General features: G+C 64.0%; 16 protein-coding genes. 8 read left to right on the top strand and 8 right to left on the bottom strand.

The annotated features are described in order from the left end of the window. Window positions 1–79 precede the first annotated feature (79 nt). The 3 genes from ACLJEU_RS14370 to ACLJEU_RS14360 all read left to right on the top strand — a co-directional run bounded on the left by ACLJEU_RS14370 (window position 80) and on the right by ACLJEU_RS14360 (window position 2,538). Window positions 80–607 carry a hypothetical protein gene (locus ACLJEU_RS14370; RefSeq protein WP_414661757.1) on the top strand — a complete coding sequence of 176 codons (528 nt, stop codon included), beginning with the start codon at window positions 80–82 and terminating at the stop codon, window positions 605–607. Between the two features lie 73 nt (window positions 608–680). Further along, a complete protein-coding gene (locus ACLJEU_RS14365; RefSeq protein WP_414661758.1) occupies window positions 681–1,808 on the top strand; it encodes a phosphotransferase in 1,128 nt (375 codons plus the stop codon). Between the two features lie 67 nt (window positions 1,809–1,875). Next, a complete protein-coding gene (locus ACLJEU_RS14360) occupies window positions 1,876–2,538 on the top strand; it encodes a response regulator transcription factor (RefSeq protein ID WP_414661759.1) in 663 nt (220 codons plus the stop codon). Here ACLJEU_RS14360 and ACLJEU_RS14355 read toward each other — a convergent pair. Further along, window positions 2,492–6,286: an ATP-binding protein gene (locus ACLJEU_RS14355; protein WP_414661760.1), complete on the bottom strand. Its 3,795-nt coding sequence runs from the start codon at window positions 6,284–6,286 to the stop codon at window positions 2,492–2,494. The two genes, ACLJEU_RS14360 and ACLJEU_RS14355, sit on opposite strands and share 47 nt — an antisense overlap. 194 nt (window positions 6,287–6,480) lie before the next feature. On the opposite strand from ACLJEU_RS14355, the gene ACLJEU_RS14350 reads away from it, so the two are divergent. Together ACLJEU_RS14350 and ACLJEU_RS14345 are read left to right on the top strand one after the other, a co-directional pair. Further along, window positions 6,481–6,705, top strand: coding sequence for a hypothetical protein (locus tag ACLJEU_RS14350; RefSeq protein WP_414661761.1), 225 nt, complete (start codon window positions 6,481–6,483; stop codon window positions 6,703–6,705). A gap of 12 nt (window positions 6,706–6,717) precedes the next feature. Next, window positions 6,718–7,605: a hypothetical protein gene (locus ACLJEU_RS14345; protein WP_414661762.1), complete on the top strand. Its 888-nt coding sequence runs from the start codon at window positions 6,718–6,720 to the stop codon at window positions 7,603–7,605. Between the two features lie 167 nt (window positions 7,606–7,772). Here ACLJEU_RS14345 and ACLJEU_RS14340 read toward each other — a convergent pair whose 3' ends face one another. Continuing rightward, entirely contained in the window at window positions 7,773–8,111 is a 339-nt protein-coding gene (locus ACLJEU_RS14340) for a nuclear transport factor 2 family protein (protein WP_414661763.1), read from the bottom strand. Between ACLJEU_RS14340 and ACLJEU_RS14335 the strand changes: the two genes are divergently transcribed. Next, window positions 8,103–9,113 (top strand): LysR family transcriptional regulator, encoded by a 1,011-nt coding sequence (locus ACLJEU_RS14335; RefSeq protein WP_414661764.1) that lies wholly within the window; start codon window positions 8,103–8,105, stop codon window positions 9,111–9,113. The genes ACLJEU_RS14340 and ACLJEU_RS14335 overlap by 9 nt on opposite strands. Window positions 9,114–9,233: 120 nt before the next feature. On the opposite strand, the gene ACLJEU_RS14330 is transcribed toward ACLJEU_RS14335, so the two are convergent. Next, the gene (locus ACLJEU_RS14330; protein ID WP_457795391.1) at window positions 9,234–9,680 is read right to left on the bottom strand and encodes a transposase; all 447 of its coding nucleotides are present in this window, start codon (window positions 9,678–9,680) and stop codon (window positions 9,234–9,236) included. Between the two features lie 514 nt (window positions 9,681–10,194). Continuing rightward, entirely contained in the window at window positions 10,195–12,927 is a 2,733-nt protein-coding gene (locus ACLJEU_RS14325; RefSeq protein WP_414661765.1) for a hypothetical protein, read from the bottom strand. Between the two features lie 315 nt (window positions 12,928–13,242). Here ACLJEU_RS14325 and ACLJEU_RS14320 point away from each other — a divergent pair, with 315 nt between their 5' ends. Then, window positions 13,243–15,795 carry a tetratricopeptide repeat protein gene (locus ACLJEU_RS14320; RefSeq protein WP_414661766.1) on the top strand — a complete coding sequence of 851 codons (2,553 nt, stop codon included), beginning with the start codon at window positions 13,243–13,245 and terminating at the stop codon, window positions 15,793–15,795. 224 nt (window positions 15,796–16,019) lie between these two features. On the opposite strand, the gene ACLJEU_RS14315 is transcribed toward ACLJEU_RS14320, so the two are convergent. From ACLJEU_RS14315 to ACLJEU_RS14300, 4 genes are all read right to left on the bottom strand, one after another. Then, entirely contained in the window at window positions 16,020–16,676 is a 657-nt protein-coding gene (locus ACLJEU_RS14315) for a hypothetical protein (protein ID WP_414661767.1), read from the bottom strand. Beyond that, window positions 16,673–17,182, bottom strand: coding sequence for an RNA polymerase sigma factor (locus ACLJEU_RS14310; protein WP_414661768.1), 510 nt, complete (start codon window positions 17,180–17,182; stop codon window positions 16,673–16,675). The genes ACLJEU_RS14315 and ACLJEU_RS14310 overlap by 4 nt, the downstream gene beginning before the upstream one ends. A 546-nt stretch (window positions 17,183–17,728) precedes the next feature. Continuing rightward, complete coding sequence (locus ACLJEU_RS14305) at window positions 17,729–19,282, bottom strand: YifB family Mg chelatase-like AAA ATPase (protein WP_414661769.1); 1,554 nt, start codon at window positions 19,280–19,282, stop codon at window positions 17,729–17,731. Between the two features lie 40 nt (window positions 19,283–19,322). Further along, window positions 19,323–20,186 carry a hypothetical protein gene (locus tag ACLJEU_RS14300; protein WP_414661770.1) on the bottom strand — a complete coding sequence of 288 codons (864 nt, stop codon included), beginning with the start codon at window positions 20,184–20,186 and terminating at the stop codon, window positions 19,323–19,325. A gap of 42 nt (window positions 20,187–20,228) precedes the next feature. On the opposite strand from ACLJEU_RS14300, the gene coaE reads away from it, so the two are divergent. Continuing rightward, window positions 20,229–20,906, top strand: coding sequence for a dephospho-CoA kinase (gene coaE / locus ACLJEU_RS14295; protein WP_414661771.1), 678 nt, complete (start codon window positions 20,229–20,231; stop codon window positions 20,904–20,906). Window positions 20,907–21,103: the final 197 nt, after the last annotated feature.

Here is a 21,103-nt window from a genome sequence, read left to right as displayed (position 1 = left end):
GCGCGTTGAGGCGCCGCCGTTCTGTGCTATTTTAGGGAGTGCCGATGCTACGGCTGAACGTTGGAAATTCGTTTCACCCATGAAAACACTCCTGCGACTGCTTGTTCTCGTTGGCCTGGCTGCGGGTTTGAGCGCCTGCAGCACCGTCAACTCCGCCGCGCGCCCGGGTAAGCCGGAACGCCCGGCCCGTCTGCAAATCGTGGTGGATGTCCCGCCGTCGATGAGCCTCTTGCGCGACGACTATGTCGCCGAGGCTTTCGCGCACCGGGTGTCGTCAGCCCTGCACGAACAGGGTTTGCGCGGACGGATTCGCTACGTCGATTTCCCTGACGATCTGAAACCGGACGTGCCCGTGCTGGACATCATGCTGCACGAATGGCGGGTGGATCGGCTTGGAAATGTCGATTGCACCTTCAGCGCGCAGTTGAAGACGGCATCCGGCAATCGTTCGCTGGGCGTCTATTCCGGTACGTCGATGATGATGTGGGCCCGGCGCGACTGGTTTGCGCGGCAGGATGGATTCGAGAGCGCGGCGCGCGATGCGCTGGGCAATCTCGGGGCGCGGTTGATTGCAACGGGTTTGCTGGCGGACATGGCACCGCGCTAGCCGCGCGTGCGGAAACACTGTTGCAGAATGAAGGTTCGCTGGTGTCCTCCGTCGGACACCTTTCGAACCCTCGATGTCGTCGCATTCCACTCCTCCCGATCTCCGCGCCGTGGTGCGGGCGTTTCCCTTGCTGGGCCACTTCCGCGAGGGCGCGCCGTTCGGCAGCGGCCACATCAACGACACCTTCGTGGTCGTCTTCGATCAGGCCGGAGCGCCGATCCGGTATCTGCTGCAGCGCGTCAATCACCGCATCTTCACCAACGTCCCGGCGCTGATGGACAACATCGCGCGGGTGACGTCGCATGCGGCGCGGCGCGCGGCCGAGGCCGGGCCGGGGGTGGACGTGTCGCGTTGCGCGCTGACACTGGTGTCGGCGTGTGACGGCCGGCCGTATCATCGCGACGCGGACGGCGGCTGGTGGCGCTGCTATCTGTTCATCGAGCGCGCCCGCACCTACGACGTCGTGGAAAGTCCGGCGCAGGCGGCGGCGGCGGCGCGGGCCTTCGGCGAGTTTCAGCGCCTGCTCGTTGACCTTCCCGGCGAGCGGTTGCACGAAACCATCCCGAACTTCCATCACACGCGACGTCGATTCGAGGCGTTGCAAAACGCGATCCAGGCCGACGCGCACAATCGCGCGGCGACGGCGCAGGCCGAGATCGCATGGGCATTGCAGCACGAAGCGCTGGTTGACGTACTCCTGCGCCTACAGGAGCGCGGCGAAATTCCCGAGCGCGTCACCCATAACGACACCAAGTTGAACAACGTGATGCTTGATGACGCGACGCAGGCGGGCGTGTGCGTGATCGATCTCGACACGGTGATGCCGGGCGTGGCGCTGAATGATTTTGGCGACATGGTGCGCTCGGGCACCAACGCCGCGGCGGAGGACGAGTGTGATCTGGCCAAGGTGCAGGCGCGGTTGCCGATGTTTGAGGCGCTGGTGCAGGGGTATCTCTCTGCGGCGCGATCGTTTCTCAATCCGGCCGAGGTCGCGCACCTCGTGTTGTCCGGTCAGATCATCACCTTTGAAATCGGGATCCGTTTCCTGACCGACTACCTGGCGGGCGACGTGTACTTCAAGATCAAGCGGCCGCGGCACAATCTCGAGCGTGCGGCCAATCAGTTTGCGCTCGTGCGCAGCCTCGAACGGCAGCGCGACGCCATGGAGGCGATTGTGGCGCGTCATATTTCGGCGGGGTAACCGGAATTCCACTGGCGCAAACAAAGGGAAACCCCTCTGCTGCGCGTGCGTCTTCCGTTTCCCCGCCGTGCGAATTGTAATTGTCGAAGATCATCAGATGTTCCGCGAAGTCCTGCGGAAGGTCTGCGTGGAAGAGCTGGGCCACGAGGTGGCGGGTGAGGCGGCGGATGGAGCGAGCGCGGTGGATCTGGTGGCTCGCGCGACGCCGGATCTCGTGTTGCTCGACCTGCACCTCCCGTTGCTCGATGGCTTTGGGGTGGTCGAGGCCGTCCGCTTGCGCTCGCCGCACGTGAAGATTCTCGTGCTGTCGTCACATTGTGACGAATACACCGTGTTCCGTTCCGAGCGGGCGCGCGTTCAGGGTTTTGTCGACAAGAACACCAACAGCGTGGCGATGCTGAAGGATGCCATCGGCGCGGTGGCCGGCGGCAAGGTGTGGTTTTCCGACGCGTTCCAGAAGGCCAAGGCGAACCGGCACCGGGATCCGAACTCGTTCGACAAGCTGCTGACCGGGCGCGAGCGCGACGTGCTGGCGCTCGTCGGCGTGCCCCTGAACGACACGGAAATTGCGGCGCGGCTCGGCATCGCGGAGGAAACGGTGGAAAAACACCGTTTCAACATCCTGCGCAAACTCGGCCTCACCGGGACGCTGGAACTCGTCCGCTACGCGCGCCAGCACGGCTTCACGCTCGGGGCCCGGCCGAACGATGATGGTGCATTGCTGCCGTGACGGCGTGAATTTCGACGCCGACGCGCTGCAGCCAGGCCGTGCACTCCGAGCCGTCGCGTGAGCGGGCGGCGGATTCCAGCCGCGTGGTGGCTTCGGCCAGGGCGGTGCTGCCCACGAGCCGGGCCTCGCCGAGGAGACGGTGGGCCGTGGTGCGGAGCTGGACGAAATCGAGCGCGGCCGCCGCGGCTGAAAGCTGTCGTTCCACGTCCTCGATGCTCGCGATGAAGCGCTGGATGTGGGCGTCGAGCTTCGCGCGCGAGCCGTCGGACAGATAGGTGAGCAGGGAGAAATCGAGTCCGCTCTCCGCAGCGGCCGGCGGAATATCAACCGGTGGGGTGGTGAGAAGCCGCCGGCCGGTTTCGTTCAGGACGCGGCGCAGTTTCTCCGGCGTGAGCGGTTTGCCGACAAACGCGTCCATGCCGGCTTCGAGGCACAGCGCGCGATCCTCCGCGGTGCAATAGGCGGTGACGGCCAGGAGCACGGCCTGCTCGCCGTCGGACTCCATTTCGCGGATACGGCGGGCGACGTCGTTGCCGTCCATGTCGGGCAGATTGCGATCGAGCAGCACCACGTTGAAGCGCTTTTCGCCGAACAGACGCAGCGCCTCCGCGCCGGTGCGCGCCCGCTCGCATTCGAGGCCGAGGCGGGAGAGCACGGCGGCCGCGGCCCACGCGTTGTAGTCGGTATCCTCGACAAGTAGCACGGTGGCATTCGGCAGGGTGGCGGCAGGTGCCTCCACCGGGGTGTTGGAGACCGCGAGGGGCAGCCGGAGGAAGAAGCGCGAGCCGTGGCCCGGCGAACTTTCCAGGCCGACCGAGCCGCCCATGATGTCGGCAAGCAGCCGACACGACGCCAGGCCCAGACCGGTGCCCGGAATGGAGGCGAGCCTGGGATTCGATTTCAACCGCGTGAATTTCGTGAACAGCGCCGCCTGATCGGCGGCGCTGATGCCGGGGCCGGCGTCGGTCACCGAGAATTCGATTTCGTCCGGTGCCTGCGCCGGCACGCGGGCCGACAGCACAATCTGCCCGCCGGCGTATTTGAGCGCGTTGGACACGAAGTTGACGAGGATCTGCTGGATGCGGCCGGCGTCGCCGAGCACGTGCTCCGGCAGGTGGGCGTCCGGCTCCAGGCAGAGGCTCGCACCTGACGCGATGGCGTCGCTCTTCATGGTCTCCGCAATCGAGCGCAGCAACTCGGGCGGCGCGAAGGGGCCGGGGCGGAGATCGATTTTGCCCGATTCGATGCTGGCGAAATCGAGCACATCGTCGACCAGCGAGGAAAGATAGGTCGAGCATTCGCGCAGCGTGGTCACGAGTTCGAGCTGTTTGGGCGTCAGCGGAGTGTCTTCCAGCGCGATGGCCAGGCCGACAATGCCGTTGAGCGGATTCCGGATGTCATGGCTCATGTTGGCCACGAACTCGGTCTTCGCCGCGCTCGCCGCCTCGAGTTCCTCGGTGCGCTGCCGGACGCGCTTCTCGAGGATTGCGTTCTGCTCGCTCAGGACGCGCACGCGGCGGCGGTGGAAGAAAAATGTCGTCGCGGCGAACGCCAGCAGGCCGCCGAGATAGGCGGGTGCGGTGCGCCACCACGGCGGCAGGACCTCGATGGCGAACGACGTTTCCTCGCTGGCAAGCCCGGTCTCGGCGACGACGCGGGCACGCACCACATACGTGCCGTCGCGCACGCCGTTCAACATCACGCGGGCATCGGCACCGACCGGAGCCCAGGCCTGGTTGAGTCCGTCGATGCGCGTCTCGAGGCGCAGCAGGGGACGCCGCACGTAGTCCGCCGCGGCAAGCTCGATCTCGATGGCTTCGGTGAGATAGGGGAGCGGGCCCGCGATGAGTTTACGCTCGGCCTTTCCGGCCTGCCGGACGAAGGCACGGAGCAGCGGCGGGCGCGGCATGGGAGCCGGAGCGAGCGGCACCCGCGCGTGAAAAGCATGCCGCAACAGCGCGCGCGTGCCGCCGATCCACAGCAGGCGCTGATCGCCGGGTAGCGCCTGCACGAAGACGCCTCGCGGAACCCCGATCTCGGCCAGTTCGTTCACCACGTGTGTCTGCCACCACGCCCGCGCGCCATCGGTGAGGATCCGTCCCACCCGTGCGGCCGACTGGGCCGATCCTTCCTGCACGACCCAGAATGCGCCGTCGGGGTCGATCTCCGAAACGTCGCCCACGGATCCGATTGGGTACTGGGCCACGGGGTGAAACGTCGAGGCGTCCGCCGGCCGGTACCACGCGCCCGTGTTGGCAACCGCGATGATGCTGCCGTCGGCGCCCGCGCGCACGTAGGTCTGGCCGGTGAGGAGCGGTAGGCCGGTGGCAGACGTGGAGGCGTTGACGACGTCGTGACCCGCGGCGGGATCGCCCGTGAAAATGCCCCTCGCGAAGGAGCCGAGCCAGACGCGCCCCTGTTTGTCCTCTGCAATCGAACTCGCGAAGTCCGGCAGGTCGCGCAACAGCAGCCGCGGACTTGCGCCCGGTGCGGCCGCCACAATCGTATCGCCGTCGGCGAGGAGCCACTCACCGGAACGGTGACGGGAGGGCGCGGTCGCGAGGACGTCGGCGTTGGTCACGTGCAGCCGGGTCGCCTGCGTCCCGTCCCAGATCTGGCTGCCCTTGAAACCGGAAACGATCACGCCGCGGTCCGTGCCCCGGATGTCTTTCCACCGACCGGTGAAGTTCGGGAGCGGTTCGAATCGATTCTCGTTCTCCGCCAGGCGAAACAATCCGCTCTCGGCGGCAAGCACCAGGCGTCCGTTCAGGGTCGCGAATTTCCGGATGGTTTCGGCCGGCAACCCGGAGCGCTCGTTGAACACCACCGACCGGGCCGTCACATCGATTCGCAGCACATGCGAGGGCGTGGTCGCCCAGAGTTCACCGTCGCGGCCGGTGAAGAACGACCTGATCTCGGACGAGGGCAGGCCTTCCCGCGCGCCGAGGAAGCCGTCGATTTCTCCCGAGGGCCGCACAAAGGCGATGCCGCCGCGAACGGTCCCGACCGCGATGCGGCCGTCGGGCAGACGCAGCGCATGGCTGAGACGGTTCGCTTCCAGGAACGCCGTGAGCCCGGGGGCAAAGGGGCGCCTGACCTGGCCGTCGTAGGTGAAGAAGCCGTGGGAGGTGCCGAAGGTCCAGAGGGCACCGCGACGCTCGATCCAAGGAATGCCCGCCTCGCCCAAAATGCCGGCGGCCACGAGCAGACGCACGCCCGCGGCGTCCACTTCATACAAGCCGGTCTCGAGATGGTGGACGAGCACGCCTCCGGGCGTCCGGGTTGAAAACAGTTTCGAAGCCGTGGGCTGCGCCCAGACGGTGAACGCCGTGCCGTCCCAGCGCAGTATCCGGTTGTTGGTGACGAAGGTGACGCCGGCGGCGTCCGCGGCCACGGTCCAGACGTCGCCCACGTCCCGTTCCCCGGGTGGCAGCTGGGGTCGGAGCGAGTGGAACACCCACGTGCGGTCAGGGGCGCGGGCGTACCAGCCCAGTTCGCCGATGGCGGCGACCCAGAGGCGTCCGTCCGGGCCGAAACTCAGCCGGCGGATGGCATACGCGCCGGGCAGGGGAAAAGCCTGCCAGCGGTCGCCGTCGAAGCTGAGCAGCTGCGTGCTCGCGACATAGATGACACCGTCCCGGTCCTGGGTCGTATCGAAGGTATTGGTACGGATACCGGTCTCGGCATCGCCGTAGCGGCTGACCGGCGGCAGGTCGAACGCCGCCGCGAGCGTGGCGTGAACGAGCAAGCCGAAGGCAAGCAGGAGCGCCCTCGCTCCAAAGCCCGGCGGGTGGGCCTGATGATGATTGAAGCCTGATCCCATCAGTGGCTGCGATCATGGGCGCGAGGACTCCGCTGGCGAATGCAATTTCAAATTCTACCGGAATTCCGGTAGTTTGGCCGCTCGGCGGCGGACGGATTTGGGGCAAATCCTGATTCCGCATGAAAAACACGTCCCATCGCTTCCTTCTCGGAGTGCTTTCGAGCCTCCTGTTTGCCGTCGGTCTTTCCCGGGCCGCGAGCGTCGTCGATCCCCTCGCGGGCAGTCTGGTCGGTTCGGCCAGTGACTCGGTGATTGCGGGTGCGCCTGACTGCTCCACCTATTGCGATCTGGCCGGTGCGCCCGACTGCTCCACGTATTGCGATGTGGTGGACAACCGCAGCTGAACCGCCGCAGCCATGATCAGTCTCGCGCCGTTGCGTTTCCGAAACGTCCTGGAGGCCCAGGGTGGTCCGATTGCGAAAATCGAAAGCGGCAGCTTCTCGATGCGCGGACGCCCGGTGGTGCTGGCCAATGCCACGCTGGTGTCCGGGCTGGTGCGCAAGGGCAGTCTGGTGCTGTTCAGCAGCGCCGATGGCACGGGCACCGATCCGGTGGCCAGCGTCGCCCGGCACAAGGCGGTGTCGGAGGCGCTGGAACGCTGGGCGTTTCACGCCACGGTCCGGTCCGGAGCGGCGGCTGATTTTGGCTTCGACGTGGATCCCTCCTCCAACGGCATGTCGGCGTTTCCGGGGTTGCGGCCCCGGAACGCCCGACGTTCCGCGGTGCTGGAGGCCGTGGAGCGGTACTGCCTCATTTCCTGGTGGGAAGGGCGTGCCGTAGCCCAACCGATTGAAACGGACTGGCCGGGCGTAAAAGCCGTCGCGATCGACGGGCCGTTCGGCGGCGTGGCGGTCGTCGTCTACGCGCGGACACCGTGGGGCGGTTATGCGTACGGCCACGCCGCGGAGGAATCGTTCAGCGCGGCATGCGAGCGGGCCGTCGCCGAACTTTCCCGCAGCGAACGAATCCTGCGCTCCGCATGGCTTGCCTCCGCGGCGGGTGTGGCCGTCGCACCCTCGAACATCTTCGAGCGGCGCTGTCTGTTTTTTGCGAGCGAGGAGGGCCACGCCCTGTTTCAGGAACGCCTCGCGCAACCGCCGTCGGGCGCGATCCCGCGACCTGAAGTGCTCTGCGACCGGGAGATTCCCGGCCCGTGGAGCCGTTACGCCACCGTCTGGCGGTTCGCGCTGCGACCACCGTCGGAGGGTTATATCCACGGCGGAGAACGGTATTTCTTCCTCTGACCTCTCTGGCGGGACCGTGCGTCGCAGGGAACCAGCTGCGAAGCCTGCGGCCGGGGGTTCAGTCGTCGGCGCGGTTCAACCGGAGAAGCTCGCGACGCCCGGTTGCGGACGTCGCGCCGACCTGGATTTCCCGGGATCGAAGCATGTGCGATCGGTTTCACGCCGACTCAGCGGATCGCGAGCAGCGCGATCTTCCCGTCTTGCAGGAGAAATTCATAGTCAAGATTCACCGGACTGCCGGAGAAGTTTCCAGCGACGGTGCCGATCAGGTTCACCTTGGCTCCGACTGAAACGACGCTGGCGACGGTCACCTGCGGCTGGAACGCCTGGCTTGTCTGAGTTATCCACCGCTCGATGGCGGCGCGGCCGGCATGTTCCTTTTGTTCGTCGCGAACGATCGCGTCGGGAGTGAAACATTCGGTTGCGGCGGGTGCGTCGAAGCGGTTGGCCGACTCGATGTACCGCGCGATCGGCTCGGGTAGTGAGGTTGAGTTGAGGTGATTCATGGTGGGAACGGTCGCAGCATAACACCATCCGGCTCGGGCGCCCAATGCCGTCTTTTTGGGCTGGCTCATACCGCGGGTATGAGCAACGGGTGTGGGGTGGAACTTCGCCACCTGCGGTACTTCGTCGTTGTGGCAGCGCATGGATCGTTCAATCGGGCGGCCCAGGTGCTTCATCTCACGCAGCCGGCGCTCAGTCGCCAGGTCAGGGATCTGGAAGAAGAATTGAGTGTGCCGCTGTTCGTGCGCGGCAGGAATGCGGTCAGGCTTACGGATGCTGGCGAGCTATTCTACGAGGAGGCGCGCGAGGTCCTCGCCCGCGCAGACCTCGCCGTGCAGCGGGTCCGCAACGAACGACGCCGAGACGTAGTGCGCATCGGATATGCACCCTCGGCGACCGCCGGCATTCTCCCGCGGGCGCTGGAGCGATTCCGAACGGAGCATCCGGCCGTGCGGGTCGAGTTGATGGACGTTTCTCCGACTGAGATGATCCGGATGGCGCATGAGGGCTGGCTTGATGTGGTCGTCGCACTCGAGCCGTCCGTGATCGCGACTCCGGGTTTCCAGTGGAGCGTGCTCCGTCGAGTCAACCTCGTCCTGGTCATGCGGGCGGACGATCCGCTCGCGAAGTTCAAGCGGATGCCGCCCAAGCGACTGCGTGACGTGCCGTTGGTCGGGCTGGCCCGGGAGAATTTTCCCGACTACGTGCCGTATGTGCGAAGCATCCTGAAGCCCTTCGGGATTGTACCGCGATTTGTGGCGCTGGAGAGCGACGGGGTGTCGACGCTCTTCGCGACGGTGGAGGCGCATCGCGCGACGGCGATTCTCGCCGAAAACGTAGTAGGACTGATGCCGCGCGCTTTGGTGTGCCGGCCGTTCTTTCCGAACTTCGATCCTGTCATCGCAAAGATCGGGGTGTCGGTGACCAACCCCACGCGCTACGCACACTCTTTTGCCGCATTATTGCGCGCGGAAGCGAAGCGAGCGTCCCGCCGGCCCGCCTGAGGTGCGGCGGTTGTTTGCTTTGGGTGCGATAAGCGAATGGGGTTTGCCTGTTAAAGGTAACGGGCGTGTTACCCCAAGCATGTTGTCGTTCCGGCGTGCTGGGGGGCGCGTGGTTCGCGTCTAGTCGAGCGGTTGCGGCAGTAGATAAAAAATAAAGAGAGCGAGCGCGCCGGCGCCAGGCGGCGTAACCACTCCGGCACCTGCCGGTCGGCCGCGGTCTCCGCGGCGCAGGAAGAGCCGGATGTTCTGACAGGCCGCGATGAGCCAGTCCTGGATTTGCTGGCGCCAGATTCGGCGCCACCTCGCCCGCTTGAAGTGATGCTGGTTCGCTGCATCCGCAAAACTGCCTTCCATCAGATGCCGGCGTCGGTTGCGGCTGGCGAAGGCCTCGGAACTCAGACCTTGGGCAATTGCGCGGTCGATCAGTTCCTGGCGGTGGTGCCGCATGAGCGTCCGGCCCTGTTTGCCTCGAGTGCATTGTGCGGCGAGCGGACAGTGCCTGCAAACTCCAGCACGCGTCACGTCCTCACTCGCCGGACGCCGCTGGTCAAAACGGCGTGGATACAGGAACTGGCCGGCGGGACACGTGTAAACGTCCTTCTGCTGGTCATACGCGAAGTGAGATCGCGGAAAGATCCACAGATGGTCAATTTTCAGGCGACGTCGGCAACACGCCCTTTCGCGCTGGCCCAGCGGCAGTCTTGCCGATTGCGCCCGCTTTCCTCAAGAGCGCTGCACCCAACCGCGATGACGCTGCACCGGTCCTTGCGCAGCCTTTCCGGTACTGAAGTAGTTCAACGAAATCTTTCGGGAGGCAAGTCGCGTCCAGCTCCGCGCATTTCGCTCGATCCTCGCGCGAGGAGGAGTTCATCAGGCGCGCGGTCTTTGACACTCGCCTTCGAATGGTTGCTTGTTCCCTCCGGGCCCATCACCCCGCAAGATCCAGTTTCCTATCAGCAACTTTGCCACCCAAGTATCAACCGATTCCTCGGTTTCCATCAAAACGGAGAGGAGGCGGTCACGGTTGCGGGAAACCGTTGAACTCGGACCCTTTCTCCACGCTCGAAAATAACAACCGCCGCTACCGTGGCACCAATCCGCAGCCTCCGCACACCCCGCAGGCGTCGCGATGGGTGGTGGTTTGCACGATCTTTTTTCCCAGCGTGTATTCATAATCCGCCACGGTGCGATTGTAGCTCCGCGACGTGAAGCCCTTGCCCTGACAGGTGTCGCAGCGTTTGGCGCCCACCTCTTTGTAGAGGCTCCCATCGAGCAGCGCCTCCAGGCGCTCGTAGAAATAGTCGGTTTGCTTGGTATCCTGATACTGGATGCTGGTCTCGACCAGGTTCCCATTGTACAGCGGTCGGTTCGGTGACACGTAGTAGATCCACTTGGTCTTCAGGTTTTGGCGGTAGGTCCCCTTGATCCCGCCAAGTTTGTTGTTGGCGATCCGTTTTTCCTCCTGGGCCTTGGCAAAGGCCCTCTGCTGATCGGCCTTCTTTTGCTGCTCCGCCTGGAGTTTGGCCTGTTCCGCGGCGATTAGCTTGGCCAACTCGGAGGTCGGATTGCTCTCGTCCGCCAGGGAAAATTTCTCGGCTTGGTCGAAGCGCAGAAACGGGTACTTCAGGACAAGGTAATTTCTCACGCAGTAATCGACGCTTTCCTGAGATACCTCCGATGACACCGGCATCGCCGCTCCCCGCTTCAGAAAACCCATGGCCTTGATCGGGTCGGCGGCGATCCCGTCACTCCCGTTCCCATAGATCAGCCCCAGGGCGATGAGGGAGGGCATGAAGTTTTTCTCGGCCGAAGCGGCGTAGTGCCCCAGAGCCTTGGTGATATCCTTGGTCACGGCGATCCCGTCCTGGTAGAGCTTGCCCAGCCAGTACCCGACCTCGCTGGTGCCGCCGCCGGAGATGGCCAACCACAGCTGCTCTCCCTCCTTGAATTTGCCCGCAGCGATCAAACGAGCGCCGGGAAGCAGTTCCGCGATGCCGGGAAAAATGCGCGTGGCGGAGTCGCGGTCGGCGAGTCCTCGGTCGGTTTTGGATTTGTGACGGGAGTGACCGGAGAGGAAATACCCGTTCTCGAATTTCCCCGCATAGACGTTGATCCCCTCTTTGTAGGCGCCATCGACCCCGCGATTCACCCGGTAAAACCCGGTGCCGTCAGGCCGGCCATCCTTAAAGCCACCGAAATAGAGGTGTTTGCTATCGCCGTACATGAACCCGGTGCCGCTGAAGCCCGCACCGACGGTTTCGCCCTGCACGTTGTAGATGCGCCCGGCAAACTGGTTGTCCCAATTGCCGGCGAAGTAGAACGGATTCAGTTTCAGGTCAACCGGCAGGTTGTGGGCGCGATTGGCCGCTGCCTTCAGGAGCAGCGCCGCGTCGGGGATGAAGACTTTTTCCACGGACGCAGGCTGATCGCCGCCGTTCCAGATACCTTCCAGCACCTGGCCATTCTTGGTCAGCCGTCCTGGCCCGAAATACTTTTCACCCAGCCATGCGCCCTCGTATTTGTCGCCATTGCCGTAGTCCATGACTCCGAGCACGGGCTGGTAGTCCAACACCAGACCGGTGAACTTCTTGGTCCCGTCGTAGTCGATGGATAGATAAGTCGCCGAGTACTGGTGGTAGTAACCGGAACAGCCCATCCACTTGAATTTTTCCATCGCCCAGAGATCCCTCTCGCCTTTGCCCTGGAGGACGAAGGCCGACAGGTCCTTGTAGCCGCTGGTGGTGGGGAGAACGATAAACTCCCCCGTGAAACCGTTGTACGCTCCCTTATCTAGGTCCGACACATCCACGGCGCCGTCTTTGAATCGAAGTTCATTTTTCTCGAGCGTTAGGGGAATCGATTTGGAGTAACGCTTCCCGCTGAATTTACGCCCATTCTCACTAAAGCGGCCTTTGAAAAACCAGTACTGTAAATGAGGGCTGTGGGTGTTTCCGGCCTTCTGGATGGTCACATACGTACCTTCCCCGTCCCGGTCGCTCCCTTCCACGCTGCCGGCGTAGAGGTAACCATCGCCATAGGTTTTTGCGTCCTTGGGCAGCGAGGTGAATTTCGGATACAGCCCTTTCACGCCGGAGAACGGATTGCCGGGCGCAGCAGGCTCCTGGTAAATGCGCAGGTAATCGACCTCCAGCTCGATCCGGCCGCACCCTTGGAAGGTCACGGCCTTGTTCGAACGGTGGAACGGCTCATAGCGGGTCTTGTGCACCTGAACTCCGTTGATGAACAAGAGGAGGTCGTCCTTTTTCCGCTCCACCCTCAGGGTATTGGTGCTGTTTTCCCCTGTCTTGATCTGGGCCGAGGTGACGGCCGGCACGGTCAGGGGTGTCCACCTGCCATTGGCTGTTCTGCCGTACTCGAACCGGCCATCTGGATAGATGCCGAATGAGTACGACTCCTGTCCGGTGGGATTCGCGCCCCACTGCAGCCAGTAACTGTGATCGCGATTGGCGGTGTTGCCCCGGATATAGGTCATCCGGGTTTCGATCACGAAATCCCGGCCGGGATCAAAGCACAGCGGCTCGTTCCAGTTCCTCACCGTCTGGTTGACGTCACTCCTGACGTCCATGTGGTAACTGCCGTTCGAAACCCATGTGCCTGTGGCGGGATTGTTCCACACGGCCCAGCCGTTGGTGTTGTTCTCGAACTCATCCGCAAAGAACAGAGGCAGGCTGGCGTGAGCCGGAACCGCCGCGGAACAGAGCACGAAAAGGACAAACGGTGCTTTTTTTGCCATGGGTATCATCTCCTGAAGGGCGATGCGTCTACCGCTACCGTCACGAATTTTCAGATTCAAGCGTCAACCGGGTTTCAGAGCCGGACCGGAAGCGAGACCTCGTCGAATCGCGCCGGGCAGTCGGCTAGATCCCACCCATCAAGATACCTCCGCAACCCGTTCAGCGCCGGTCGACAAGATTCAGTTTCCTTTCAGCCGCCGCCCCAAGATCGGATTTTTGCCGTGGCCGGATGGACGCTCGGCACCGGTGCGTTTCTTCTCTTGCCGCGCGTGCTGGCGACGCCCCGGGACGAACACGATCCCGTTTAGCAGACACGAAGAAATTCCTACCGCACCGACGGCAACGGAGCGTGGCTGCTGCGTTCCCGTATTCGTATGCCGTCCTTCCAACCGTGGTTGCCGCGGCCCAATTGTTTTGCGCCCCGCTTCGCCCTCGGGCCAAGCTTCGTGATGTACTGTCTTTCGCGTCCTTTCCGCTGCGTGCTCGCGCTTGGGGCGTCGATCGGATTGCCCGCGCTTTCTTCCGCGGTCGATCCGTACAAATCCAATCTGGACCGCTCGTACGACTCGCTCTCCAAATCGATCAACCGCGCCTTCGCCGTCCCTAGTTCCACCTACTCGGCGCCGAGCTATAAAAGCTCCATTTCGTCCAGCTCTTCCTCCAACTCGTCCAACAGCAACACCCGTTCGTACGGCAGCTACAGTCAGGGAACCCGGTCGACTACGTCGAGTACCAGCGCCGTCAGCACGTCAGCTCCCCGGGACTTCGCCGCGGAGCGGCGCGGGCGGCAGATTCTTGATCGGCTGGAAGCGGCGCAGAAAAACACCCTGCTCCTGCCGAAACCTCCGGCGGCTTCCGTAGACAGGATCATCCAATACTACGTCCAGAACGGGGTCGATTTCCGGACCGCCCAAGCCCAGGCACGGCTCGACTGGATTGAGTATGAGGAGCGAAAAGATCGCACCGCACGCTCCACCGCCAGAGCCAAGGCGGACGAACGCGAGCGGCTGTTGCTCGCAGGTAGAGAAAGGGATCGCGTCGCCACGGCCGCTCAAATCAAGCGCGTGACCGATGCGCAGGCTCGCGCCAAAACCGGTGGAATCAAGGCGCTCGACGAGTGGATCGACCTGGCCTTCGGCAGCAGCTACCTTTTTCCGAAGGGGCAGGTGCTCGAATGGGCGGACGAGGCCGCCGCCAAGGGATCGAGCAAAGCCGCGCACACCGCCATGGCGTTCCTGCCGGAGGGCAGCACGCGTTGGGAAAAATTCCGCCAACGCCGCATCGAATTGGGCGACTACACCGCGCTCCGAAACGACATCCTCCAGTACAAGCCGCCTGTCGCCGAAACCGACGCGCGCGCTCTTGAAATTCTGGAAAAAGGTTACGCGGCCAATCCGCACACCGCGTTTGCCGCCGACATCGTCCGCATCGCGCTCAAACGCACCGGCGACGTCCCGCGCAATCCGGCGCGGGCGCTCGAATGGGCGTTGAAGGCCCAGCCCGCACCCGAAGGGTTCCACACGTCGCGCCATGAACTGCTCCTCGCGATCGCCGCCGACCGCGAAGCGTGGGCAACAGGTCGCGCTGCGATTCTCGCGGCGTGGGAACGCCTCGGCCAGGAACCTGTCGTGTACGACTGGAAAACGTATCAGACGAATCCCTTTAAAACGAGACTGCTGCTGGCCGAACTTTACGGCGGCCGACTTGAAAAGGAGTTCCCCGGTGTACCGCGCGATCTGAATCGCGCCAATCGTTACGCCAGCGAAGTCATGCGGGCGGAGCTTCCGGCCCATGTCTACGCCTTTTGGGGCGCCGGGTATTTTTTCGAAACCGGCCAGTTTGACGACGCGGAACGGATCTATGTCCGACTCGTCACCGTGGACCAGATTGTCGATCGCGTGAAGTGGGCGGCCGGTCTGTTCTGGCGCGACCGGACCGACGGCAAGGCCGATGTGGCCAAGGCGATCGCCCTGATGGAGGCCGGTAAGACCGCGTCACCCGATTCCGCGCGCGCTCTCGCCGATTCTTATTTTCGACTCGGCGACACCGTCAAGGCCCACCAGGTGCTGCGCTGGGGCATCGAGCAAAAACAACCGAGCGCGAAATTCCGTCTCGCCCTTGCCTTCTACGCCGCCGAGGGCGTCGCGTTCGAAACGTATTGGGGCGACAAGTACCTCGACGAACTGGAAGAGGAAACCAAGGGCAGTTCCCAGTTCGCGGATCTGCGCCGGGAGGGCGCTTTCCGGCGCGTGGCGGCCCCGCTGTTGCACCGCCTGAAAGTGATCGAGTCCGAGGGCTACGAGAAACCCCGGGAGAACTCACGGTGGCGCGACGCGGGTGCACCCCAGCCACCCAAACCTTGGGTCCTGACCAAGGAAGGAAATGCGCCGGTGGAAAAAATGTGGACGCAGATCGTGAGCAGCGGCCTCGCGCAAACTCGGGCCAAGGCCAAGGCGATGGACGAAGCCGCGCCGAAACTGCGCGTGCTCGCCATCGAGGGCTACGAACCGGCGCAAAAACTGTGGGGCCAGATTATTCTCAGCGGCCTGCCGCAAACCACGCCGGAAGACATCGAACTGGGCCGCGGTTTTCTCCGCAACGCCGCCGAGCAGGGCGATGCCGACGCCGCCCTCGTCCTGGGCGAGTCGCTGTTTTCCGAGGGACTGCGTAAAATCGCGCTCGGCACCCCCGCCGCCGAAACGGAAGCGATTCTAATCGAAGCTGCCGACTGGCTCGAGACCTCACAATCAGCCGGACACCAGACCGTCCGCTTCTCGCTCGCCACGCTTTACCGCGACGGCCTGGGCCGCCCGAAATCGCTCACGAAAGCGCGGGATCTTTTTCAAGCGCTGGAAAAAGAGGGCGACGCCGACGCCGGGCTCGCCTTGGCAAGTCTGGCTCCACCCAGTGCAGCCGGGATCCGCTAGCGGTGGACGGTTCGCAGGTCGGACGGCGCGGAGGCCGTCCCTCCAGAAGTCCACTTCGTCTGTCTTGGTTTTGCCTCCGCCCCTCCCCAAACCCCTCCCGATCCGATCCCCCTCAGGATCCAGTTTCCTCTCAGCCGCCGCCCCAAAATCGGATTTTGGCCGTGACAGAAAGAAACAGAGCCAACCATGCGCCCCAACGTCTGACAAATGTAGTTTCTTAGGATCTACTGGCCGTCGAGTTCCTTCAGCTGCGCCTCCAGCCGGCGTTTGTGCGGCAACACGACCTCCCGTGTCCCGCGGCGGAGTTGCCAGACGCCGAGCGCCACCCCGGAGACGCAGATTAAGCTCAGCCAAAAGGTCATGTATCCATCGTCGCTGATTGGCTTCTCGTTGAGCCGCGAGAGGGCGAGGTTGAGCGCTATTGGACAGATCCCGGCCAGCAACCCAATGACGAGCATGAGCGTCCGGTGGAGTGTCGTCGCCTGGTAGTCGAGTTGCGCGATACTCCGGTTGAGTTGCTCTCGAAGCGACTCGCCAAACCTTTGCTCGCGCAGCGCCTGCGCCCGGTGGCCCACCTGGATCGCGCGCCCGCTGATCACGGCGGCGCAGGCGCCAACGACCGGAAGGGCGAGATCCCAACCGGTCAACCCGTTCGGGGCGTCGCGGTAGAGCATCAGTAGGATCATGTTGACGAGGAAAAGCGCCATGCCGGCAGCGAAAACCGCGCTCATGACGTAGATGATCCATCGCTCGGCACGCCGCCATGTCTCCCGCTTCGCCTCATCCTGCCGCAGCGCCAGCCGGAGTTGGGTTTCGTTGAGGCCATGCAGCGCGGCTGCGTCCTGCGACTGCCAGACCGACATTAATTCGTCGAGATTCATGATGCTGTATCCTCCCTGCGTTTGCCGGCCAGCGCCGACTTGATCCGGTTGATCTTCACGCCGACGTTGCTCTCGGTGAGGCCGACGATGGCGGCGATTTCCTTGTAGCTGAAACCGTCGAGCAGCAGCAGGGCCACGGAGCGATCGACTTCCTTAAGAAGCGCGATCTGCTGATACAGCCATTCTACGCGCGGGTCGCGTCCTGCCGCGGAGTCCGTGGAGAGCAGGCCTTCCCCAACGTCGAGCTCGCGCTTGTCCCGCTGACGCCTGCCCTCCTTGCGCGTCCACGCGAGCGCCGTGTTCAGGGCGACGCGATACATCCACGTGGGCACGGAGGAATCGCCTCGGAATGCATCCACTGAGCGCCACACTTGGATGGCAATTTCCTGAAAGAGATCCTGACGGTCGGCATGCTCGAAAGCATACGCGTGGACCACTTTGAAGAGGATCCCTTTGTGGCCCGCCAGCCACTCGCCGAAGATTCGCTCCCGCTCGCTGTCGTGCATAGCTTTGGTTTCAGCGACCCGAGGCCGCTCACAAGAGACTATAGATCAGGCGCACGCACACGTGTCGTTTCATGGGACTTTGAGTAGGTTAGTAGCGCCGAGCGCCTCTTTTCTTACACCCAAGACCGCTTTTTGACGGTAGGCGTACCTCGTCCTGGGTGAGTTGAGCGGCGCGCGATCGAAATCGGCGATGAAGTCGCTGTGGGCGCTGGCAGGATCGACGGCGAATCGTGCCGACCACCCGCGCATCGGCGAGCCCGTGGCCCGGGCGGCGACTCTGGGCGTGCCGGCCGGGACGAGCGGACGGGGTCAACCAGCTGGTCGCTGGTGAGCAAAGTCCACGCATGACAATTCGATGAGGCACGGCTGCAATGGGTGGTCGCACGAACCGAGCGCGGCGCAGCCCGCTCGGGTGCGGGATGCGGGCAGGTTTTACCATCAGGTGCTCGCGGACCCCGTGCTCGTTAAGCGCTATTCGGCAATCGCCCGAGGGCGCGGAATTCCGCTGCACGCCGTGACGCTCTCCGAAGATTTCAAGGCGACACGTCAGTAAAATACCGCGCGATCCAAGCTCCGGTACTGGATGGCTTCGAGGAGGTGCTTGGCCTCGAGGCGCTCGGCGCCCGCGAGATCGGCAATTGTGCAGGTCACCTTGAGAATGCGGTCGTAGGCGCGGGCGGAGAGCTTCAGCTGCTCCATCGCGCCCTGGAGGACATCGCCCAGTCTGGCGTCGATGGCGCAGTGGCGCCGGATTTGCGCATGCGTCATCCGGGCGTTCGACGTGATCCGCGTCCCGGCAAAACGGGTGTGCTGGCGGGAACGGGCGGCCTGCACACGGGCGCGCATCGCCGCCGAGCTCTCACCCGGTTGGTCGTTGCGCAGGTCCGCCAAGGCCAGCGCCGGTGCCTCAATGTGAAGATCGATGCGATCCAGCAGCGGGCCGCTGATCTTGGAACGGTAGCGCTGGATCTGGGTCGGCGAACACCGGCAGTCGTGACGCGAATCGCCAAGATAGCCACAGGGGCACGGGTTCATCGCCCCGACGAGCATGAACGCGCACGGCAGGGTGACGCGGCCCGCGCTGCGTGAAATGGTGACCTCGCCATCCTCCAGCGGCTGCCGGAGCACTTCGAGGGCGGAGCGCTTGAACTCGGGCAGTTCGTCGAGAAAGAGGACGCCGTGATGGGAGAGCGAGATTTCACCCGGGCCTGGGATTGTGCCCCCGCCCAGCAGTGCCACGTCGGACACGGTGTGATGGGGCGATCGAAACGGCCGGCCGTCCCATGTCATCTCACCGCTGATCGTCCGACCCGCAGCGGAGTGGATGCTGAGAATCTCGAGGTGCTCGTCGAGGGTGGGCGGCGGCATGATGGTGGGAATGCGTTTCGCCACCATCGATTTGCCCGAACCGGGCGGACCGATCATCAGAAGATTGTGGTTGCCGGCCACCGCCACCTCGATCGCGCGGCGTAGCGTGTGCTGGCCTTTGATCTCGGAGAAATCTGCGCCTGCGTTCGGATCCGGCCCCCCTTTCGACGGTGGCGCGCGCTCGCGGGCGGCGCGAGCATCGAGGGGCTGCAGGGTAATCTCGCCGCTCAGGAAACGTGCGGCGCGGGCGAGGGAATCGACGCGATAGACGGCCACGCCGTCGACCAAGGCGGCTTCCTCGGCCGAGACGGCGGGCAGCAGCAATCCGCGTTTCTGCAGCCGGCGCGCGAGTCGCGCCATCGCGAGGGCGCCGCGCACCGGTCGCGTTGCGCCCGAGAGGCTGAGTTCGCCCGCGATCAGCCAGTCGCCAAGGTTGGCGGCTGCAAGCTGCTGGGTGGCCGCGAGAATGCCGAGTGCGATTGGCAGGTCATAAAACGGCCCTTCCTTGCGCAGATTGCCCGGAGCGAGGTTGATCGTCGTGCGGGTGCGGGGGGGGAGAAAACCGCTGTTGCTGAGAGCGGAGAAGACCCGGTCGTCCGACTCCTTGACGGCCGCATCCGGCAACCCGACCAGGATGAGCTTCGGTTCTCCGGCCTCGCCGGCGTTGACCTCGACGTGGACAATCTCCGCGTCGATTCCTTGCAGCGCGGCGGAGGCGATGGTGGCGAGCATGGCCCGCACTCATGCTCGAGCCGGAGCGGACGTGCGATGACTACGAACCCCCAATTGCGGGGACGCAGAGCCGACGTTTTATCTCTGCCAGGTTCCGATCTACCGCCTCAAGATAAGGATTGGATCCTTGCGGATAGGGCCGCGCGAGGAACCGGTACATCGCCTGGCACTCGAGCTCGAGCTTGGGGAAAACAAACTTCTCCCAAAACGCCGGCGTCCGTTGCAGGAGGTCGGACGCGGATTTGAAAATGCGGCGCTGGGGCGGGAGATGGAGGAAGTCGTCGGATTCCTGAAACTCGCTGAACAGGCCTTCGAGGCGATCCGGGTAGTCCGCCGCCGCCATCTGCCCGAGGTAATCGGCGGTCGCGAGCGCGTTGCCGATCACGCGGCCGATCGGATCGCGAAATTGCACCAGGTTGATCTCCCGCGCGGGACCGGTGCAGCTGATGGCACCCAGCACGATGTCGATCTCGATCTCATCGGCGCCCAAGGTCGGCAGGTACGAGGCGGCAAAGGCGCAACTGCGCAGCACATGATAGAACGTGTACTTCGCCCCGGTGCCGACCCGGTCCGACCGCAGTTTCAAGTAGCCGGTGTCGTGCAACAGCGTCGCGGCGATGGCCAATTCGAACTGCCGGGCGGACAGGGGAGGAATCACGCCGGAGTCGTGACGACCTTCCAGGAGGAGGCAGATGCAGGTCGTCGCCTGCAAGGTGTGCTCCAAATCATGATACTGCAGGTCGACCGGACCATAGTCGGGATGACCGCCGGTGAAAAAGCCCTGCACGTCCCGGAACAACCGGTCGAGCCAGGCTCGACTTTCCCCGGGATACATCCGGGTGAAGGCGCTGCCAACGAAAGCAGCGATCGCGTTTGCGTCTTTGGTGTCTACGGGCGGAAACATGTCCGGCACGGGATGATTAGGTGTTTCGGCTGCAGAGCCCTGATGCCCGTCGCTGTACAGCGTGGGGCGATTAAGAATTTGCCGAATACCCCCGCAAGCCCAAAGCTCACGTACAACTACGCAATCATGATTGTCGGCATAACGGGCGGAGTGGGCTGTGGTAAGTCGACGGTGGCGCGCGCGTTCGAACGCCGCGGCTATCGCCGCCTGGATTCCGATCGCATCGTGCGGGACGAGATTCTGGTCGACCGCGAAGTGGTCGCGGCGATCCGCGCGCGCTTTGGCGACGCCGTCATCGATTGCGGTGGGGACGGGGCGGCCGTCGTCAATCGTCCCGCGCTCGCGCAACGTGTGTTCGAAACCGACGCCGACCGTGTGTGGCTCGAGGATCTCACGCACCCGCGCGTGTTCGCGGCCTGGCGTGCGGCGCTGGCGTCCGACACCGCCGCGCGCTGGGCCGTGGAGGTTCCGTTACTCCACGAAAAGGGGCTGGAGAATTGGTTTGATTTCACGGTATGCGTCGCCTGTGCTCCGGCTCAGCAACTAGCTCGACTGGAGCAACGCGGTCTCCCGCGTGTGCTCGCCGGGCTGCGAATCTCCAAGCAACTGCCGCTGGCGCGAAAAATCGAGCTGTCCGACTTTGTCTTGTGGAATGAGGGCTCTCCCGCGTTCCTCGAGGCTCAGGTGGATCGTTTGGCCGACGCCCTTGTGGCGGCTTGAAACTTCGTTCGGGACCTCGCGTCTGACGCAGAGCGTGCCCGCCGTCCTCCTTCCCGAATCCCACGACATGGCCCTCCCTCCCAAATCCGACGCCGACACGCCGTCCTCCGCCCGCGGTAGCTCCGACGCGAGCGAAAAGAAAACGCGCCGCCCTCGCGCCACCACCCGTACCGCCAAAGTGGCGGAGGATAAGCCGG

It is taken from the genome of Terrisphaera buseokensis (assembly GCF_047521145.2).
Taxonomy (GTDB): Bacteria; Verrucomicrobiota; Verrucomicrobiia; order Opitutales; family Opitutaceae; genus ER46.
The sequence above is the reverse complement of the archived record's forward strand: the minus strand, read 5'-3'. Positions and strand labels throughout refer to the sequence as shown.

Bases quoted from the DNA above. Each gene is read 5' to 3' on its own strand.
- ACLJEU_RS14345 (WP_414661762.1), top strand. From the start codon at position 6,718: ATGATCAGTCTCGCGCCGTTGCGTTTCCGAAACGTCCTGGAGGCCCAG.
- ACLJEU_RS14365 (WP_414661758.1), top strand. From the start codon at position 681: ATGTCGTCGCATTCCACTCCTCCCGATCTCCGCGCCGTGGTGCGGGCG.
- ACLJEU_RS14300 (WP_414661770.1), bottom strand. From the start codon at position 20,186: ATGTTTCCGCCCGTAGACACCAAAGACGCAAACGCGATCGCTGCTTTC.
- ACLJEU_RS14320 (WP_414661766.1), top strand. From the start codon at position 13,243: ATGCCGTCCTTCCAACCGTGGTTGCCGCGGCCCAATTGTTTTGCGCCC.
- ACLJEU_RS14310 (WP_414661768.1), bottom strand. From the start codon at position 17,182: ATGCACGACAGCGAGCGGGAGCGAATCTTCGGCGAGTGGCTGGCGGGC.
- ACLJEU_RS14315 (WP_414661767.1), bottom strand. From the start codon at position 16,676: ATGAATCTCGACGAATTAATGTCGGTCTGGCAGTCGCAGGACGCAGCC.
- ACLJEU_RS14340 (WP_414661763.1), bottom strand. From the start codon at position 8,111: ATGAATCACCTCAACTCAACCTCACTACCCGAGCCGATCGCGCGGTAC.
- ACLJEU_RS14305 (WP_414661769.1), bottom strand. From the start codon at position 19,282: ATGCTCGCCACCATCGCCTCCGCCGCGCTGCAAGGAATCGACGCGGAG.
- ACLJEU_RS14350 (WP_414661761.1), top strand. From the start codon at position 6,481: ATGAAAAACACGTCCCATCGCTTCCTTCTCGGAGTGCTTTCGAGCCTC.
- ACLJEU_RS14370 (WP_414661757.1), top strand. From the start codon at position 80: ATGAAAACACTCCTGCGACTGCTTGTTCTCGTTGGCCTGGCTGCGGGT.
- coaE (WP_414661771.1), top strand. From the start codon at position 20,229: ATGCCCGTCGCTGTACAGCGTGGGGCGATTAAGAATTTGCCGAATACC.